Source organism: Brevundimonas vitisensis, from assembly GCF_016656965.1.
Taxonomy (GTDB): domain Bacteria; phylum Pseudomonadota; class Alphaproteobacteria; order Caulobacterales; family Caulobacteraceae; genus Brevundimonas; species Brevundimonas vitisensis.
On sequence record NZ_CP067977.1, the window covers coordinates 240,749 to 259,022 of the forward strand.

15 protein-coding genes are annotated in these 18,274 nt (G+C 65.9%); 12 read left to right on the top strand and 3 right to left on the bottom strand.

Annotation, left to right across the window (positions count from 1 at the left end; all coding sequences use genetic code 11):
* The first annotated feature begins 17 nt into the window (after positions 1-17).
* Together JIP62_RS01205 and JIP62_RS01210 are read left to right on the top strand one after the other, a co-directional pair.
* On the top strand, positions 18-3,107 hold the full coding sequence (locus JIP62_RS01205; protein ID WP_201103151.1) for a TonB-dependent receptor domain-containing protein: 3,090 nt from the start codon (positions 18-20) through the stop codon (positions 3,105-3,107).
* A 16-nt stretch (positions 3,108-3,123) separates the two neighbouring features.
* The gene (locus JIP62_RS01210) at positions 3,124-4,449 is read left to right on the top strand and encodes a hypothetical protein (RefSeq protein WP_201103152.1); all 1,326 of its coding nucleotides are present in this window, start codon (positions 3,124-3,126) and stop codon (positions 4,447-4,449) included.
* Here JIP62_RS01210 and JIP62_RS01215 read toward each other — a convergent pair.
* Genes JIP62_RS01215 through JIP62_RS01225 form a run of 3 tightly spaced genes read right to left on the bottom strand, consistent with a single transcriptional unit; the run spans position 4,415 to position 6,728 of the window.
* A complete protein-coding gene (locus JIP62_RS01215; protein ID WP_201103153.1) occupies positions 4,415-5,224 on the bottom strand; it encodes a FadR/GntR family transcriptional regulator in 810 nt (269 codons plus the stop codon). The genes JIP62_RS01210 and JIP62_RS01215 overlap by 35 nt on opposite strands.
* On the bottom strand, positions 5,221-5,841 hold the full coding sequence (locus tag JIP62_RS01220) for a 2-dehydro-3-deoxy-6-phosphogalactonate aldolase (protein WP_201103154.1): 621 nt from the start codon (positions 5,839-5,841) through the stop codon (positions 5,221-5,223). The genes JIP62_RS01215 and JIP62_RS01220 overlap by 4 nt, the downstream gene beginning before the upstream one ends.
* Entirely contained in the window at positions 5,838-6,728 is an 891-nt protein-coding gene (locus tag JIP62_RS01225) for a 2-dehydro-3-deoxygalactonokinase (RefSeq protein WP_201103155.1), read from the bottom strand. The genes JIP62_RS01220 and JIP62_RS01225 overlap by 4 nt, the downstream gene beginning before the upstream one ends.
* Positions 6,729-6,870: 142 nt before the next feature.
* Here JIP62_RS01225 and JIP62_RS01230 point away from each other — a divergent pair, with 142 nt between their 5' ends.
* From JIP62_RS01230 to JIP62_RS01275, 10 genes are all read left to right on the top strand, one after another.
* Positions 6,871-7,854: a substrate-binding domain-containing protein gene (locus tag JIP62_RS01230; protein ID WP_201103156.1), complete on the top strand. Its 984-nt coding sequence runs from the start codon at positions 6,871-6,873 to the stop codon at positions 7,852-7,854.
* A complete protein-coding gene (gene araG / locus JIP62_RS01235; RefSeq protein ID WP_201103157.1) occupies positions 7,851-9,353 on the top strand; it encodes an L-arabinose ABC transporter ATP-binding protein AraG in 1,503 nt (500 codons plus the stop codon). Before JIP62_RS01230 ends, araG begins: the two co-directional genes overlap by 4 nt.
* A gap of 19 nt (positions 9,354-9,372) precedes the next feature.
* A complete protein-coding gene (gene araH / locus JIP62_RS01240; protein WP_201103158.1) occupies positions 9,373-10,380 on the top strand; it encodes an L-arabinose ABC transporter permease AraH in 1,008 nt (335 codons plus the stop codon).
* 111 nt (positions 10,381-10,491) lie between these two features.
* Positions 10,492-11,535 carry a LacI family DNA-binding transcriptional regulator gene (locus tag JIP62_RS01245; RefSeq protein ID WP_230974809.1) on the top strand — a complete coding sequence of 348 codons (1,044 nt, stop codon included), beginning with the start codon at positions 10,492-10,494 and terminating at the stop codon, positions 11,533-11,535.
* A 101-nt stretch (positions 11,536-11,636) separates the two neighbouring features.
* Positions 11,637-12,785: a fumarylacetoacetate hydrolase family protein gene (locus JIP62_RS01250; RefSeq protein ID WP_201103159.1), complete on the top strand. Its 1,149-nt coding sequence runs from the start codon at positions 11,637-11,639 to the stop codon at positions 12,783-12,785.
* Positions 12,782-13,540 (top strand): SDR family NAD(P)-dependent oxidoreductase, encoded by a 759-nt coding sequence (locus JIP62_RS01255; RefSeq protein WP_201103160.1) that lies wholly within the window; start codon positions 12,782-12,784, stop codon positions 13,538-13,540. Before JIP62_RS01250 ends, JIP62_RS01255 begins: the two co-directional genes overlap by 4 nt.
* 61 nt (positions 13,541-13,601) lie before the next feature.
* A complete protein-coding gene (locus JIP62_RS01260; RefSeq protein WP_201103161.1) occupies positions 13,602-15,035 on the top strand; it encodes a sugar porter family MFS transporter in 1,434 nt (477 codons plus the stop codon).
* Positions 15,036-15,118: 83 nt separating this feature from the next.
* Positions 15,119-16,561, top strand: a complete 1,443-nt coding sequence (locus JIP62_RS01265; protein WP_201103162.1) for an aldehyde dehydrogenase family protein — start codon at positions 15,119-15,121, stop codon at positions 16,559-16,561.
* Between the two features lies 1 nt (position 16,562).
* Positions 16,563-17,417, top strand: a complete 855-nt coding sequence (locus JIP62_RS01270; protein ID WP_201103163.1) for an SMP-30/gluconolactonase/LRE family protein — start codon at positions 16,563-16,565, stop codon at positions 17,415-17,417.
* A gap of 23 nt (positions 17,418-17,440) precedes the next feature.
* The gene (locus JIP62_RS01275; RefSeq protein WP_230974810.1) at positions 17,441-18,268 is read left to right on the top strand and encodes an aldose 1-epimerase; all 828 of its coding nucleotides are present in this window, start codon (positions 17,441-17,443) and stop codon (positions 18,266-18,268) included.
* Positions 18,269-18,274: the final 6 nt, after the last annotated feature.

The following is an 18,274-nucleotide window of genomic DNA, read 5'->3' on the forward strand; positions in this document are numbered from 1 at the left end:
ATAGAGGAGGGACGACGATGCGTTTCACACAAAGAGACCTGCTGTTTGGCGGCACGGCCTTGATGGCGGTCATGGCCGTGGCCGGATCGGCCCTGGCCCAGGAGGCGGTCATCACCGCCACGCCCCAGGATCCGGACGGCGAAGCCACGTCCGTGGACGAACTGGTTGTCGTCGGTTCGCAGATCCGCGGAGCGTCGACGACGGCGGCCCTTCCGGTCGTGGTGCTGGACGCCGAGCAGATTGCCGCCACGGGGGCGACCTCTGGCGACGACCTGTTCCGGTCGATCCCGCAGATGGGCGACGTCCTGTTCGACTCTGCCAACAACCCCCAGACCAGCAACTCGGCGCGTGGCGATGTGAACTCGGTCAATCTGCGCTCGCTCGGCGTCGGCAACACCCTGGTCCTTTTGAACGGTCGCCGCCTGGTTCAGCACCCGACCAGCCAGGGCACGTCGGACAGCGGGACCGTGCCGGTACTGAGCTACAACTCCAATGCCATTCCAGTATCGGGGCTGGAGCGACTGGAAGTTCTGCTGGACGGTGCCGCCGCCATCTATGGTGCCGACGCCGTGGCGGGTGTGGTCAACACCGTGCTGCGCGACGACATCGACGGCCTGACCATCAGCACTCAGTACGGCGGGGCTGAAGGCACCGAGTTTACCGAGTTTGAAACCAACATCTTCGCGGGTCGGGATTTCGATCGCGGCAATCTTTCGGTGTTCATCAACTACACCGATCGGTCCAAGCTGATGGCCGAGGATCAGGACTTCACCGCGACCGACGACCTGCGGTCGTTCTTCGCGCAGTATCCGGGCTTCGAGACGTCCAGTGTGCCGGACGGGCGGTCGTCGCACACGCCGTGGGGCACGATGACCCTGCCGGGATCGACCACGGCCCTGCGGCCGCGCTATTTCGGCACGGTCATTGCCACGGCGGCCGGCGCCTTCCGCATCCAGCCCGAAAGCTTCGGCTGTGACGGCGCGCCGCTGCCCGGAGACATCTGCCTGATTTCCGGTGCCCCGGCCTATAACAGCACCAACCGTGAAATGCGGTACGACACGCGCAACGGGACCACGGTCCGGTCGTCGATCGAGCGCGTCAATGTCTTTGTCAGCGGCCACTATGAGCTGACGTCTTCGATCGAGGCCTTCGGCGAGTTCGGCCTCTATGCCGCCGAAAGCCATGCCATCCAGCCGCCGGTGATCAATCTGAACGCCCTGTGGATTCCGGCCAGCAACTACTGGAATCCGTTCGGGCCGGTGACCTTTGCGGATGGATCGGTCAACCCGAACCGCCTGCCGGGTCTGACCAATGTGCCGGTCGGTGGCCTGCCTGTTCGACTGGGGAACTATCGCTTCGTCGATGCCGGCTTCCAGGACGTGATCGTCGAGAACTATCAGGCGCGCATCCTGGGGGGCCTGCGCGGTGAATGGCGCGGGTTCGATTGGGAAACGGCGCTGCTGTATTCCGAGGCTGAGGCCAAGGACACCTCGCCCAACATCAATATGACGGCGCTGCAGGCACAGCTGGCCCTGTCCACGCCTGATGCCTACAATCCGTTCAGCGGCGGCTGCATCGACACGCCCAGCTTTGGCGACTGCACGCCATCGTCCCAGGCGGCGATCGACGCCATCACCTTTGACCTGCAGCGGACATCGCGAACGACCCTGACCCTGGTCGATTTCAAGATGAGCCGGAACGATCTGTTTGTCCTTCCGGGTGGTCCGGTCGGGGTCGCTATGGGGGTGGAGTTCCGCCACGAAACCCAGTCTGACGACCGGGACGAAAACCTCGACGGTACCTTCACCTTCGTCGACATGGTGACCGGAGCGACCAATCTATCGAATACCGCCGCCGTCAGTCCCAATCCGGACACCGAAGGCGAGCGCGACGTCGCGGGAGCATTCGTCGAGTTCGCGGTGCCGCTCGTCTCGCCCGAGATGAACATTCCGCTGATCCGGAGCATCGACGTACAGCTGGCCGGACGGTTCGAGCACTATTCGGACTTCGGCTCTGTGGCCAAGCCCAAGATCGCCGTGGCCTGGGACGTGATCGACGGCCTGCGGATCCGGGGCTCCTATTCGGAGGGCTTCCGCGCGCCGAACCTGGAGCAGGTCAACGCCACCCAGTACGCGCGTCTGGCGACCAATCTGGACTATGTCCGTTGCGAAGCTGACCTGCGGGCCGGCCGGATCGCCAACTTCAGCGCCTGTACGCGAACGGCCAGTGCCTCTCTGCTCATCGCGGGCAATCCGGAACTGGAGCCGGAAGAAAGCACCAACCAGTCTTATGGTCTGGTGTTCCAGCCGACCTTCCTGCCGGAATCCTGGGGCGACTTCACGTTCACGGTCGATCGCTGGAAGATCGAGCAGGAGAAGATCGTCGGCCTGCTGGGTGCCCAGACGGCTCTTGCTCTGGACTATCTGAACCGGGTCAACGGCGGCTCGAACCCCAATGTCGTGCGCGAAGCTCCGAATGCGGACGACATTGCCTTCTTCGACGGTACGGGTCTGACCCCCGTCGGGGCAGTGGTGTCGATCAGCGACCGGTTCGTGAACCTGTTGCCCCAGACGGTCGAGGGGGTCGACTTCGGCTTCGCCTGGTCCAAGCGGCGGACCGAATGGGGCACGTTCAACGTGCGTCTGAATGCATCGCAGATGCTGGAGTATTCTCGCGCACCCGGCGACGTCGTCGACAGCCTGTATGCAGCGCGCGATGCCGGGACGATCAACGCCCTGACGCCGCTGCCGGACTCCAGACAATTGATCGCCCAGAACGGACGCCCCGAATGGCGGGTGCAGGCCAATATCAACTGGAGCATGGGCCCCTGGCGTGTCGGACTGACCGGCAACTACACCAGCGAGATCGAGCAGACCTCGCTGCTGAGCGACACCGGGCAGCCGTGGGTAGTCGAGGACCAGCTGGTCTGGAATCTGTATGGCCAGTACGAGTTCGAGGATGCCGGATGGGCCTCCGACACCCGGGTTCGCCTGGGCGTGCGCGACCTGACCGACGAAGGCCCGCCGCTGGCTGACGGCGGTTACCTGGGCTCCGTCTATCGCCCCTACGGCCGCTACTGGTACGCGGCGGTCACGCGGTCGTTCTGAGGCAGGGAGACGGGCGATGAGAAAAGCGGCGGCACCGGCCATCCTGACCTTGGCAGTCCTTGCGGCACCTGCCGTCGCTGCCCAGGAACCGGCACCGCTGCAGCCCATCGCCTGTCCCGACAGCGTCAGCGCGGGCACCCTCTGCCTGTCGGGTCAGGATGAAAATGGAGCGTGGTATGTCATCGCCATGCCCGCAAACTGGAACCGGCGGCTGGTCGTCCATGCCCATGGCGGGCCGCGCACCGGCACGCCGGAGGCCGCGGACCCTCTGGAGGATTTGGATCGTTTCGCGGTCATGGTCAGAGCCGGCTATGCCTGGATCGGATCGACCTATCGCCGCGGCGGCTATGGCGTGCGGATGGCAGCGGAGGACACGGACAACAGTCGTCAGGTCTTCTGGGCTCAGTTCGGACGCCCCGAGCGGACGATCCTGCATGGCCAGTCTTGGGGCGGGAACGTCGCGGCCAAGGCGGCGGAACTGTATGCCTTGGATATTGATGGGCAGCGCAACTACGACGGCGTGCTGATGACCAATGGCCTGCTGTTTGGCGGCACGCGCGCCTATGGGTTTCGGGCGGATCTGAGGGCCGTTTACAACTTCTATTGCCGCAATCATCCGGGTCCGGACGAAACGCCCTATCCGGTCTGGCAGGGGCTGCCGCTGGACAGCGACCTGAGCCGGGCCGACCTGAGGCGCAGGGTGGAAGCCTGCACAGGGATCGATCGCCCCGCCGCCCGGCGTACGTCTGAACAGGCGTCGCGCCTGAAGGACATCCTGGCCGTGACCGGTGTGGCGGAGGCGCAGTTGGTGGCCCACCTGTCGTGGGCGACCTTCCTGTTTCAGGACCTGGTGCAGCGCAGGCTGGGCGGCCGAAATCCTTTCGACAACAGCCAGACTGTTTACGTCGGATCCAGTGACGATGCGGCGCTGAACGCCGGCGTCGAGCGGTTCAGGGCCGATCCCCAGGCGGTGGCGCAGCTCGCCTATGACGCCGATCTGTCGGGGCTGATTGTGCTGCCGACCGTGACCATGCACGCCCTGTATGATCCGACCGTGGCCTTTGCGGCAGAGACCGCCTATGCCCGGACGGTCGAACAGGCGGGGCGCGGGCACCTGCTGGTGCAGGTGGCGACCGATGAGGCCGACCACAGTCGGCTGACCGACGCAGGATACATCACCAGCCTGAAAGCGCTGGAAGCGTGGATCGACACCGGCGTGGCCCCGCATCCCCACGTCTTCCAGCCCGCCTGTCTGGCTCTGAACCCGCCCGCAGGCCAGTGCCGGTTCGTGCCGGTACCTTCGCCGGTCAGCCCTTCAGGAGATCCAGGGCCCCCTGGATGAGGGCGCGGTGATTTAGACGGGCGGCATCGACATCACCGCTCAGAACCGCGTCGGCAACGGCCCGATGTTCAGCAACCGAGGCCAGCCTGACGCCCTTTCGCGCATTGGTCCGGCGGATGGAGAAGCGCAGCGCCGTCTCCACGAACTCGGTCAGCTGCTGGAAAAAGCGATTGTTGCTGGCGTCCAGTATGGCGACGTGAAAGGCGATATCGGACAGCAGGGGATCGTCTTCGCCACGTTCTGCGGCCTCCATCCGGGCGATCGCGTCGCGCAGGGCCTGCTGCTGGGCCGGACTGGCGTGAAGCGCGGCCATGGCGGCGGCTTCCGGCTCTATCCCAAGACGCATCTGGGTGAACTGGACCAGCAAACCGTTGTCGAACTTGCGCTCCAGCAGCCAGCCCAGCACATCCGGATCCAACATGTTCCAGCGCTCTTCCGACTGGATGTGGGTGCCGTGTCGCGGGCGGGCCGTCAGCAGGCCCTTGGCCGTCAGCATCTTGACCGCCTCGCGAAGCACCGGGCGGCTGACGCCATAGCGACGGCACAGCTCGCTCTCGACCGGGAAGGGGTTCTGCACACCATAGGCATGGGTCACGATCTGCCGACCCAGGTCCTGAACGAGGCTGTAGGTCAGGTTGCGCCCGGTATCGACCTGAAAGCCGTCGCCCCGTGGCCGTCCGCGACCGACCTTGCTGGCGGGCTTGCCGCTGATGGTGCCGGTCGCAGTGCCGGCGGGGCTTGCTCCCACAGGCAGGTCTGACGGCGTCGCGGTCATTGTGCAGCGTGCCACGCGGCGACGAAGGCTTCGGCCTGACGCGCAACGTCGACGGCAGCGCGGCCTGGCCTGTAGAGCGCCGATCCGATCCCGAACCCGTCCGCCCCGCCGGATCGCCATTGGGACAGGGTCCCCGGGTCCACCCCACCGACGGCATACAGGGGGACGTCACTGGGCAGCACGGCCTTCAGGGCCTTAAGGCCCGCAGGCCCGGCCACCTCGGCCGGAAACAGTTTCAGTCCGTCGGCACCGGCGGCGAGGGCGACGAAGGCTTCGGTGGGCGTGAACACGCCGGGCAGGCAGACCATGCCACGGGTCTTGGCATGGGCGATGACGGCGGGATCGGTATTGGGCGAGACGATCAGCCTGCCACCGGCCCGGGCCACGTCGTCGACGGCGTCGGTCGTCAGCACAGTGCCCGCCCCGACCAGCATCCGGTCGCCGAAGCGCTCGGCCAACAGAGCAATGCTGTCCAGAGGCTCAGGCGAGTTCAGCGGAACCTCCAGGCAACGAAAGCCGGAGTGGAACAAGGCCTCACCGATGGCCAGCGCTTCGTCAGGTTTCAGGCCGCGCAATATGGCGATGAGGGGCAGGGCGCTCAGGTGTGGGTCGATCATGGACGTGCGTTCCAGATGTGGGCCAGGCCGCGGCAGACGGCCTGATCGCCGTCGATGACCTCCACCGCCTGATACCCCGCCTGAGCCAGGGCCGAAGCATAGAGGGAGGTCAGTTCGGGATTACCGACCAGTCGAACCGGAGAAAAGCCGAAACGCGCCATGCCGGCGGCCACTTCGGCCCCGATCAAAAGTCCCGAAAGGCGCGAGGCGGCATCGATCGTGGCCAAGCGGCCGTCCAGGGACTGTACCCGCACTGAAAACAGCGCCTCTGCCAGGGGACGTCCCTGCAACATGTCCTCAACGCCTTGTCGAAATGCGTCACCCGGCTGGGCCTTCGAGCCGATCGCGTGGCGCAGAACCGACTGGGACGACAGCAGGCCGTACAGTTCGCCCGTCATGAAGGTCTGGAGGTCGAGGATGCGCGGCCCATCGGTGCGGATCCATTTGGAGTGCGTGCCCGGACAGACCAGCAGCCCGGGACCGGGCGCTGCGGCCCCGATCGCCTGAGTTTCTTCGCCGCGTGCGACATCTGCCAGACGGCCCTGCGGGTCACGGGCAGCAATACCCGGCACAATCAGGACCCTGCGGCTTGCCGGTGCCAGGATCAGCCTATCCCCCAGAGAAGGAGGGGCGGCGGGCAATGAGACGTAAGGAGCCTCGATCCAGCCTTGGCGCGCACCGACCATGCCACATGCCAGCACCGGCAGATCGGTCGGCCAACCCTGCAGGATGCCCTCCAGGGTGGATGCGAAGTCAGCGGGGTCCAGACCGCTCATACCACGGGCAGAACTGCGCGCTTCAAGGGACTGACCCTCCGCCGTCAGCAGCCAGGCACGCAGATTGGTGGTGCCCCAGTCAATGCCGATGAAGGCCGCTTCCATCGCCATTCGCCAATCCGCCCAAGCCCATGCCGGGACAATCTAGCAGCGACATTAATATGATAAAAGGATTGACCTGCTCGGGGAGCTGGCCCTAGCCTCGACCCAAGGATCGAGAGCGCCCGGTCAGGGGGCCCGAGGGGAGGCTGTGTTGGAACTGACCCGCAAGGCGATGTTGTCCGGGCTGCTGGCAGGTGCCGTCGCCGGCTGCGCGCGCTCCGCACCAGGGCTGAAGATCGGTTTCATCGTCAAAAACCCCGAAGAGCCCTGGTTTCAGGACGAGTGGCGGTTTGCCGACATGGCCGCGCGACAGAACGGCTTCACCGTCTTGAAGATCGGTGCCATGGACGGGGATCGTGTCCTGACCGCCATCGACAATCTGGCGGCCAAGAATGCCGCCGGCTTCATCATCTGTGCTCCGGATACCCGCTTGGGACCGGCGATTGAGCAGCGGGCGCGCGTCAACGATCTGAAGGTCATGTCGGTCGACGATCGGCTGGTTGATGCACGGGGCAGACCGATCGAGAACATTCCGCACGTCGGCATATCTGCCGCGGACATCGGTGCTCTGGCCGGTCGCATGGCGGTGGAGGAGGCGGTTCGCCGTGGCTGGCCCCTGTCGGAAACCGGCATACTCAGGGTGAGCTTCGACGGGCTGGAAACGGCGCGGGAGCGGACGTCAAACGGCCGAGATGCCGCCGTTGCGGCGGGCGTGCCTGTCGGCAATGTCCACGACGCGCCCCAGCGCACCACCGACACCGAGGGCGGGTTCAATGCTGCCAGTCCGGTGCTGACGCGCGCAGCAATGCTCAAGCGCTGGATCGTCCTGGGCATGAACGATGAATCGGTGCTGGGCGGGGTCCGGGCAGCCGAGCAGCTGGGCCTTCCGGCGCAGGATATCATCGGCATCGGCATCGGTGGGTCAGGGTCCGCAGAGGCGGAATTCTCAAAGCCCGCGCTGACCGGCTTCTACGGCTCTATCCTGCTGAGTCCTCGCCGGCACGGGTTCGACACCAGCCTGGCCATGTATCGCTGGGTGACCGAGGGGGTGCGGCCAGCGCCCGTCACCTTCACGGAAGGTCTACCTATGGAGCGGTCCAACTGGCGTACGCTGCTGGCAGCGCAAAAGGCATGAGCGCGCGGATTTCCTTCAGCCGGGTGGGCAAGCGGTTTCCAGGTGTGAAGGCCCTGGACGACGTGTCTTTCACAGTCGAGGCCGGAGAGATCCGGGCCCTGATGGGCGAGAATGGCGCGGGTAAGTCGACCCTGCTCAAGATCCTGGCCGGCGAACATCGACCGGACGCGGGCGATATCTGCATCGACGGGCAGCCGGTGGCATTGGGCTCGCCGCGCGCCTCGGCAGCAGCGGGCGTGGCGGTCATTCATCAGGAACTTCACCTCGCTCCTGACATGACGGTCGCCGAGAACCTGACCCTTGGCATCATGCCGTCGCGGGCGGGCCTCCTGGATCGCAAGTCCATGCGGGCCAGGGCACGCTCTGTGTTGGCCCGGCTGGGCGAGCCGATCGATCCCGATGCTCGCCTCGGCGACCTGTCGATCGGCAAGCGACAGGTGGTCGAGATCGGCAAGGCGCTGTTGCGCGACGCCCGGATCATCGCCTTTGACGAGCCGACCTCCAGCCTGTCCTCCCGTGAGACCGACGCCCTGCTGGCCGTTATCCGGGACCTGAAAAGCGAGGGCCGGGCAATCCTGTACGTCAGCCATCGCATGGAGGAGGTGTTCCGGCTGTGCGACAGCCTGACGGTGCTTCGTGATGGGCGCCTGGCCGGCGACCACGCCAGACTATCGGACGTGACCGAAGACGCCCTGATCCGCGAAATGGCCGGGCGGCGAATAGAGGACGTCTATGGTTACACGTCTCGGCCGCTGGGCGAGCCGGTGGTCCAGGTCGAGGGCCTGACTGGCAAGGGGCTATCGGCCCCCGTCAGCTTTACCGCGTACCGAGGCGAGATCCTGGGTTTCTTCGGCCTGATCGGAGCCGGACGGACGGATCTGCTGAAGCTGTTGTTTGGTGCCGTGCCGCGGACGGGCGGGCGGATCGCCATTCGCGGCCAGACCTGCAACTTCGATCATCCGCGCCGAGCCATCGCCGGAGGCTTGGCCCTGCTGCCAGAGGACCGCAAGGACGAGGGGATTGTGCCCCTGGCCTCGGTGCGGGAAAACATCGCCCTGGCATGGCGCAATCTGAGCCGCCGCAGCCCCGTGCTGGCCGCAGCGACCGAGGCCGAGGCGGCGCGCGATCACATCGCCTCACTGAGGATCAAGACCGCCTCACCCGAGATCGCTATCGCCACTCTGTCCGGGGGCAATCAGCAGAAAGCGATCCTGGCCCGGTGGCTGAGCGCCGATGCCGACATTTTCCTGATGGATGAGCCGACGCGCGGGATCGACATCGGTGCCCGAAGCGAAATCTATGCCTTGATGCATCGCCTGGCCCAGGCCGGAAAGACCCTGATCGTGGTGTCCAGCGACCTCCCCGAAGTGATGGGCGTGTCTGATCGGATTGTGGTGATGCGCGAAGGGGCCGTCGCCGGACTGTTCGACCGGGCCGAGGCCACGCCTGAAATACTGCTTCGCCACGCTCTGCCCGACGCCGGTCGGCGCGCGTCCTGACCTCAGCGAAAGTCTTCTCATGACCCATGCCGCCCCCGAGACAACCGACAGCCCATCCCGGTCGGGGCCTCGCCTGTCGCGTCTGATCGCTGCCGCCGGGCCGATGCTGGTCCTGCTGGCGCTGCTGTCGCTGCTCGCCGTGTTCGTCCCCGACTTTGCGGGCGTTCGGAATATTCGCGGACTGATCCTGTCTGTCAGTCTGGTGGGCATGATTGCGACCACCATGATGCTGGTGCTGGCCCTGCGCGAGGTCGATCTGTCGGTCGGATCCATCGTTGCCCTGTCCGGTGTGGTGGCCGCCACCGTCATCGCAGGCAGCGGCAGTGTCTGGCTGGGCGTGCTGGCCGGCCTGGGGGCAGGGCTCGCCGTTGGCGTGTTCAATGGGGTGGTGGTTGCCAAGCTGAAGGTCAACTCCCTGATCGCGACCCTGGCGACGATGGAAATCGTTCGCGGCCTGGCCTTTCTGACCTCTGAGGGGGAGGCCGTCTCGATCCCGCAGGAGCAGTTCTATGCTCTGGGATCGGGCGAGTTTCTGGGTCTGAACTGGCCGGTCTGGATCATGGTCGGCTGTTTCGTCGTCTTCGGTCTGGTGCTGAACTTCACCGTGTTCGGCAAGAACGTCCTGGCCATCGGCGGCAATCCGGAGGCGGCGCGGCTGGCAGGGGTGCCGGTCACGCGGGTCCGCATCATTGTTTTTGCCCTGCAAGGGCTGGTGGCGGGCCTGGCAGGCATCGTACTGGCCGCGCGGATCACCTCGGGCCAACCGAACACCTCACTGGGTCTGGAACTGGCCGTCATCTCGGCCTGTGTTCTGGGCGGGGTGTCGCTGTCCGGCGGCGTGGCCAGCATCCTCGGCGTGCTGATCGGCGTGCTGATCATGGGGGCCGCCCAGAATGCCCTCAACCTGTTGGATGTGCCGACCTTCTATCAATACGTGGTGCGCGGCGGAATCCTGCTGCTCGCCGTCATCGCGGACCGGTTGCGGCACTCGGGGACGCCGGCCTGGCTGAGCTTCGGCGGTCGTTGACCTGAAGCCGTCAAGTCCCCGCCAAGCTGAATCGCATCCTGCCGAAAATCGCTCTAGGGTCCGCCTGGAAGCGATGTCGGTCGCTGGTTCAGACAGGGAAGGCGCGAAGGCTTGACGGGATCACGACGCTCGGTGCCTGCCAGCCAGGACAAGGTTGCCACGATCAGCGATGTCGCCCGCCTGGCCGGGGTGTCGCCCATGACGGTGTCGCGGGTCGTCAACAATCAGGCCGGGGTCAAGGCCTCGACCCGAGAGGCGGTGACGGCGGCGGTGACGGCCCTGGGCTATTCGCCCAATGCGGCGGCACGCAGCCTGGCACGGGCAGGTGCCGGCCGTATCGGCCTGCTCTACTCAAACCCCAGCTCCGGCTATCTGGGCGAGATTCTGCTGGGCGCACTGGAAGGGGCGCACAAGTCGGGCGCTCAGCTGCTGATCGGCAAATGCGACAGCGATACCGCCAGCGAGCAGGCGGCGATCCAGCGGCTGATCAGCGAGGGGGCAGGTGGGGTGATCCTGCCGCCGCCGCACGGCGAATCCTGGACTGCCATCGCCGAGATCGAAGCGCATGGGGTGGAAGCCGTCGCGATCGCGGCGGGCCGGTTCAGATCGGTCGCGACCAGTATCCGGATCGACGATATGGCCGCTGCGGCCGAGATGACGCGATACCTGCTGTCGCTCGGGCATCGGCGCATCGGCTTCATCAAGGGGGCCCAGAACCAGAGCGCCAGTGCCGAACGCCTGATCGGATTCGAGACGGAACTGAGCCAGGCCGATCCGTCGGCGGAAGGGCTGATCGAAAGCGGCGAGTTCACCTATCGGTCCGGTTTTGAGGCAGCAGAACGGTTGCTGGGTGCGCGTCGGCCGCCGACAGCCATCTTTGCCTCAAACGACGAGATGGCGGTGGCTGCGATCGCGGCGGCGCGGCGCCGGGGGTTGGATGTTCCCCGCAATCTGACGGTGGTCGGCTTCGATGATACGCCCCTGGCAGCCACCATCTGGCCCGCGTTGACGACCGTGCGCCAGCCCATCGCCGAAATGGCAGAGGCGGCGGTCACCCGGCTCGTCCGTGGCGGCTCCGATGATGCGGAAGACCGTGACCGGGTCGTCGAACATGCCCTGGTTATCCGGGAATCCAGCGGTCCGCCCCAGACCTAAATTTCACTGGTGAAATTTCTTGACAATCTGCCCGCCGATGCGTTTGGTAGCGCTAACATAATCGGCACAAGGATCGGGGAAGCCGGTCCGGCGGGGGAAATTTGAATATCGTCGAAAGCCTTCCCGAGGACTGGCGCGAGGCCCTGCTTATCGGGCGCGTCGCGGGGTCTGACGGTCCCATTCCCATCCTGGTCCGTAACGGCCGCGTGCTGGACGTTTCGGCCCGCGCACCGACAACGGCCGAGGCCTTGGCCAGGGATGATCTGGCCACGATGGACGGCGTCGACCTGGGGGCGATCGACACCCTGACCTTCAGGACGGACTGGTCCGAGGAGGAGGGGTTCCATCTTCTGTCGCCGCTCGATCTTCAGTGCATCAAGGCCTCTGGCGTTACTTTCGCGGTGTCGGCCCTGGAGCGAGTGATCGAAGAGCGGGCCCGCGGCGACGCAGAGGCGGCCAATCTGATCCGCGAGGGGCTGAAGGCCCGTATCGGTGGCGATCTGAAAGATCTCCGGCCGGGGTCAGAGCAAGCCGAGGCGGTCAAGGCGACCCTCATCGCGGACGGGCTCTGGTCCCAGTATCTGGAAGTCGCGATCGGCCCCTATGCGGAGATCTTCACCAAGGCCCCTGTCATGGCCTCGGTCGGGTGGGGCGCGGCGGTGGGGGTTCGGGCCGACTCGGCCTGGAACAACCCCGAACCTGAAGTGGTGGTGATCTGCGATCCCAGGGGGCGTGCCGTGGGCGCGGCCCTGGGCAACGACGTCAACCTGCGTGACATCGAGGGGCGATCGGCCCTGCTGCTGGGCAAGGCCAAGGACAACAATGCCTCGGCGGCGATCGGGCCGTTCATCCGCCTGTTCGATGCCGGTTTCGGCATGGACGACGTGCGCCGGGCGAAGGTGAAGCTGGTGGTCGAGGGTGAGGACGGCTTCCGGCTGGAGGGCGAAAGCTCGATGTCGCTGATCAGCCGTGACCCGGAAGACCTGATCGCCCAGACCCTGAGCGGGCATCAGTATCCCGACGGCTTCGCCCTTTATCTCGGCACAATGTTCGCTCCGGTCGAGGATCGTGACGCTCCCGGCAAGGGGTTCACTCACAAGCTCGGCGACAGGGTTCGGGTGTCATCCGAGCGTCTGGGCGTGCTGGACAATATCGTCACCACCTGCGACCGCGCCGCGCCCTGGACCATGGGCGTGGGTGAGCTGATGCGTAATCTGGCCGCGCGCGGCCTGCTCGGAGTACCCGCATGACCGATGCGATCTATCCTTCGCTGAAAGGGCGTCTGGTCGTGGTTACGGGGGGTGGATCGGGCATCGGCGCGGGCATCGTCGAGGCGTTTGCCCGTCAGGGCGCGCGGGTGGTCTTCTTTGATGTGGCGACCGAGGACTCGGAAGCCCTGGCGGCTTCATTGTCCGACCTCGACCCGGCCCCCCTGTTCCACTGGTGCGACCTGACCGGCGTGGAGTCGTTGCAGGCGTGTCTGGCCGATGTGATTGCCAGCCATGGCCCGATCGACGTGCTGATCAACAATGCCGCAAATGACGACCGCCACAGCCTGGCCGAGGTCACGCCGGACTATTGGGACGACCGGATCGCGGTCAACCTGCGTCACCTCTACTTTGCGGCACAGTCCGTTGCCCCTGCCATGCGCCTCCAGGGCCGCGGGGTCATCCTGAACCTCGGGTCGATCAGCTGGCACCTGGGACTGCCGGACCTGTCGCTTTATGAAACGGCCAAGGCCGGAATCGAGGGGATGACGCGGGCGCTGGCGCGCGAACTGGGAGCCGATGGCGTCAGGGTGGCGTGCATCGTGCCGGGCAATGTGAAGACCCCACGCCAGATGAAGTGGTACACGCCAGAAGGCGAGGCCGAGATTGTCGATGCGCAATGCCTGAAGGGCCGAATCGAGCCTCGGGACGTCGCCGCCCTGGCGCTGTTCCTGGCCTCGGACGATGCGCGCTTCATCACCGGACATGAGTATTTCGTGGACGCCGGCTGGCGATAGGCGAAAACGACAGATCAAACTGCTCGCGTCAGACGGGCTGGAAACGAGGGAAGAAAACGAGATGGCAGGACCGACGGGGGGCTCCGGCCCGGATATCGCGGGCACCGACCGCGTAAATATGGCGTTCATCGCCCTGATCGTGGCCGTGGCCACTATTGGCGGCTTCATGTTCGGATATGATTCCGGCGTGATCAACGGGACGCAGGACGGGCTGGAACAAGCCTTCAACCTGTCGGCCCTGGGCACCGGGTTCAACGTGGGGGCGATCCTGCTGGGCTGTGCCTTCGGGGCCTTCGCTGCGGGCCGTCTGGCGGATGCGATCGGCCGCCGCACGGTCATGCAGATCTCGGCCATCCTGTTCATCGTCTCGGCGGTTTGGGCGGGAGCGGCAGACAGCTCGGCTCACTTCATCATCGCGCGCTTCATCGGCGGCCTGGGTGTCGGAGCGGCCTCGGTGCTGTCGCCGGCCTATATTTCGGAAGTCACTCCGGCTTCGATCCGGGGCCGACTGTCCAGCGTTCAGCAGATCATGATCATCACCGGCCTGACGGGGGCGTTCGTCGCCAACTACTGGCTGGCCAGTACCGCTGGCGGGTCGACCGCCGAGTTCTGGATGGGCTTTCCTGCCTGGCGCTGGATGTTCTGGCTACAGGTTGTCCCGGCCGCCATCTATCTGTTGGCCCTGCTGGTGATCCCTGAAAGCCCACGGTATCTGGTGGTCAAGAAGAAGGACGCGGCGGCCCAGGCCGTGCTGTCCAAACTGTTCGGCGCTACCGCCGGTGCTCGCAAGGTCGATGAGATCCGCGCCTCTCTAGCCTCGGACCACAAGCCCAAATTCTCTGACCTTCTGGACCCGATCACCAAGAAGGTTCGGCCCATCGTCTGGGCGGGTCTGATCCTGGCCGTGTTCCAGCAACTGGTCGGCATCAACATCGTCTTCTACTACGGTGCCGTGCTGTGGCAGTCGGTCGGCTTCTCCGAGAACGACGCGTTGCAGATCAATATCCTGTCGGGCGTGCTGTCGATCGTGGCCTGCCTGGGTGCCATCTCGGTCATCGACAAGATCGGCCGCAAGCCGCTGCTGCTGATCGGCTCGGCGGGCATGTTCGTGACACTGGCTGTTGTGGCCTGGTGCTTCTCTCGCGCGGCGCTGGTGGATGGCAACTTGCAGCTGGACGACCAGACCGGCCTGATCGCCCTGATCTCGGCCAACGCCTATGTGGTCTTCTTCAACCTCAGCTGGGGCCCGGTGATGTGGGTCATGCTGGGCGAGATGTTCCCCAACCAGATGCGGGGTTCGGCCCTGGCGGTGGCCGGTTTCGCCCAGTGGATCGCCAACTTTGCCATTTCGGTCAGCTTCCCCTGGATGGCAGCGACCCTCGGTCTTGTGGTGACCTACGGCTTCTATGCGGTCAGCGCCCTGATCTCCTATTTCCTGGTTCAGGCCTGGGTGAAGGAAACGCGGGGCCGCGAACTGGAAGACATGACCGGCTGATTTCTCGACCGGTCGACCCCATATGCCCAGAACGGGCGGCGCTCCCCCGCCGCCCGTTCATTTCATGACGAAGGACGCGCACCATGACGGACACCCTGGAACTGTCGCACTGGATCGGCGGCGAAAAGGTGGGCGGCGATCGCCCAGGACGCAGCCTCAATCCGTCCGACACGCGCGACGTCGTGGCCCATTCGCCCGAGGGCGGAGCCGCCGAGGTTGATCAGGCTGTCTCGGCCGCTCGGGATGCCTTCACAGGCTGGTCCGAAGCCTCGCCCGAAGTTCGGTTCGATGTGCTGGACAAGGCGGGCTCGCTGATCATGGAGCGCCGCGAGCAGATCGGTCGTCTGCTGTCGCGCGAAGAGGGCAAGACCCTGCCTGAGGGCATCGGCGAGACGGTGCGCGCCGCCCGCATCCTGAAGTATTTCGCGGGCGAGGCTCTGCGGCTGCATGGCCAGAACCTGACCTCGACGCGTCCCGGGGTAGAGGTGCAGACCTATCGCCAGCCCGTCGGCGTGTTTGGCCTGATCACCCCCTGGAACTTCCCCATCGCCATTCCGGCCTGGAAGATCGCCCCGGCCATTGCGTTCGGAAACACCGTGGTCATCAAGCCCGCCGGCCCGACCCCGGCCACGGCCGAGGCGCTGATTGCGGTCCTGCATGAGGCGGGACTGCCGGCGGGTGTCGTGAACATGATCATCGGCGACGGCGACGTCGGCCGGGCCATCGTGGCGCACAAGGATATCGTGGGCATCAGCTTCACCGGCTCGCAGGGCGTCGGTGCGGGCGTGGCCGAGGGGGCGATGAAGCGCCAGGCGCGCGTGCAGCTGGAAATGGGCGGCAAGAACCCGCTGATCGTGCTGGACGACGCCGACCTGGACCGGGCGGTTCAGATCGCCCTGGACGGCTCCTTCTTTGCGACCGGCCAGCGGTGCACCGCCTCCAGCCGCCTGATCGTTCAGGACGGCATTCATGACCGCTTCGTCGCGGCCCTGGGCGAGAAGGTGGCGGCGCTGCGCGTCGGCGACGCCCTGGACCCTAATACCCAGATGGGTCCGGCGGTCAGCGAGAGCCAGCGCGAAACCTCCTATGACTATATCGCCATCGCGCGCGAAGCCGGGGGCCGGGTGGTCACCGGCGGCGAGCGCCTGACGCTGGACAAGCCGGGCTGGTACGTCCAGCCGACCCTGATCGCGGACACTCTGCCGGACGCGCGGATCAACAATGAAGAGGTCTTCGGGCCCGTCGCCTCGACCCTGCGGGTCAAGTCGTACGAGGAGGCACTGGAGATCGCCAACGGAGTGGAGTTCGGCCTGTCGGCGGGCATTGTGACCCAGTCCCTGAAGCACGCGCGAGACTTCCAGCGCCGGGCGAAAGCCGGGATGACCATGGTCAACCTGCCGACGGCGGGCGTGGACTATCACGTGCCCTTCGGAGGGTCGAAAAAGTCCAGCTATGGCCCGCGCGAGCAGGGCTTTGCGGCGGCCGACTTCTATACGCAGATCAAGACCAGCTATTCGGCGGGGTAGGATGACCGAACCGGTTCTCATCTGGGACCTGCAGGCCGAGCTGGGCGAAGGGCCGGTCTGGGATGCGGCGCGTTCCTGTGTCTGGTTCGTCGACATCAAGGGGCGGCGGCTGCACCGCTATGTGCCCGCCAGCGGCGAGAAGACCTCCTGGGACGCACCGGACCAGATCGGCTTTGCCCTGCCGGCCGAGGACGGCTCGCTGATCTGCGGCGTGCGCGGGGGTCTTCATCGGTTCGACGTCGAGGCCGGTGATTTCTCCCTGTTTCACCCGGTGGAGGTGGACCGTCCGCAGAACCGGCTGAACGACGGCTTCGTCTCGCCGGACGGTGCGCTTTGGTTCGGGTCGATGGACGACAGCGAGACAGAGACGTCCGGAGCCCTGTATCGCTGGTTCAGGGGCGAGCTGGAGCGGCACGACGACGGCTATGGCGTCACCAACGGCCCCTGCCTCAGCCCCGATGGCCGGACGTTGTATCACCACGACACCCTGGCCAAGACGATCCTGGCTTTCGACCATTCAGACGGGGTGCTGTCCAATCGGCGCGTCTTTGCCGTCACCGAAGATGGCTATGCCGACGGCCCCAGCATGGATGCCGAGGGCGTGCTGCATGTTGGCCTGTTTAGCGGCTGGGGCGTGGCGCGTTTTGCGCCGTCGGGCCAACGGATCGGCACGATCAGACTGCCGGTCCAGACGGTGACCAAGGCGGCGTTCGGCGGGCCGGATCTGCGGGACCTGTACTGCACTACAGCCTGGCTGGGGAATGCCGACAAGCGGATCGAGCAGCCGACCCTGGGCGGGCTGTATCATGTTCGGGTCCAGACGCCGGGACTGCCCCAGAGCCTGATCCGCCTGTGATCACGCTGCGGGCCGGGTCATGGATGGCGACCGTCTCTCCCGAACTGGGCGGGGCGATCCTGAGCCTCGATAACGCCGGGGTGGCGGTCTTCCGGCCGACACCGGACGGAACGGGTGAGGTGCTGCAAACGGCGTGCTTCCCCCTGGTGCCCTATGTCAACCGGATCGCCGATGCCCGGTTCAGTCATGGCGGATGCGATGTCACCCTGCCGACCTTGGCGCAGTTCGCACCGCATGCCCTGCACGGCGACGGCTGGCTGCGGGCATGGTCGGTCGATACGGTCGAGGCGGCTCGTGTCGTGCTGACGCTTGAAGGCGGCGAAGACCACTGGCCCTGGGCCTGGACCGCCGTCCAGACCATTGAACTGACGGGTGACGGGCTCCGCATCGATCTGTCCATGACCAACCGGGCTCAGACGGACGCTCCCGCAGGCCTTGGGCTCCACCCCTATTTCGTCAGGGGTCGAGATACGCGGCTCTCGTTCCGCGCCGACGCGGTCTGGCTGGCCGATGCGCGCGAAATCCCTGAGCGACTGGCCCCGGCCGATGCGGTGATGGACTGGTCGGGCGGACCCAAGGTTTCGGACGCCCCCTTCGTCGATCACGCCTATGCAGGCTGGGACGGGCAGGCCGTCGTGGGCGACGGTGACCGGCGCATCGTGATGATTGCCTCTGACAACTGTCGCTGGGCCCAGGTCTATGCCCCCACGGGCGAGGACTTTGTCTGCGTGGAGCCGATGTCTCATCGCCCCGATGCAGTGCATGCGCCGGCCGGGGAGGACCCGGGCCTCGCCGTGCTGAAGCCGGGCGAGACCCTGTCGATCTGGATGACGGTCGGGATCGAGGGCTGACGGCCC

Bases quoted from the DNA above. Each gene is read 5' to 3' on its own strand.
- JIP62_RS01205 (WP_201103151.1), top strand. From the start codon at position 18: ATGCGTTTCACACAAAGAGACCTGCTGTTTGGCGGCACGGCCTTGATG.
- JIP62_RS01210 (WP_201103152.1), top strand. From the start codon at position 3,124: ATGAGAAAAGCGGCGGCACCGGCCATCCTGACCTTGGCAGTCCTTGCG.
- JIP62_RS01215 (WP_201103153.1), bottom strand. From the start codon at position 5,224: ATGACCGCGACGCCGTCAGACCTGCCTGTGGGAGCAAGCCCCGCCGGC.
- JIP62_RS01220 (WP_201103154.1), bottom strand. From the start codon at position 5,841: ATGATCGACCCACACCTGAGCGCCCTGCCCCTCATCGCCATATTGCGC.
- JIP62_RS01225 (WP_201103155.1), bottom strand. From the start codon at position 6,728: ATGGCGATGGAAGCGGCCTTCATCGGCATTGACTGGGGCACCACCAAT.
- araG (WP_201103157.1), top strand. From the start codon at position 7,851: ATGAGCGCGCGGATTTCCTTCAGCCGGGTGGGCAAGCGGTTTCCAGGT.
- araH (WP_201103158.1), top strand. From the start codon at position 9,373: ATGACCCATGCCGCCCCCGAGACAACCGACAGCCCATCCCGGTCGGGG.
- JIP62_RS01255 (WP_201103160.1), top strand. From the start codon at position 12,782: ATGACCGATGCGATCTATCCTTCGCTGAAAGGGCGTCTGGTCGTGGTT.
- JIP62_RS01260 (WP_201103161.1), top strand. From the start codon at position 13,602: ATGGCAGGACCGACGGGGGGCTCCGGCCCGGATATCGCGGGCACCGAC.
- JIP62_RS01265 (WP_201103162.1), top strand. From the start codon at position 15,119: ATGACGGACACCCTGGAACTGTCGCACTGGATCGGCGGCGAAAAGGTG.
- JIP62_RS01270 (WP_201103163.1), top strand. From the start codon at position 16,563: ATGACCGAACCGGTTCTCATCTGGGACCTGCAGGCCGAGCTGGGCGAA.
- JIP62_RS01275 (WP_230974810.1), top strand. From the start codon at position 17,441: ATGGCGACCGTCTCTCCCGAACTGGGCGGGGCGATCCTGAGCCTCGAT.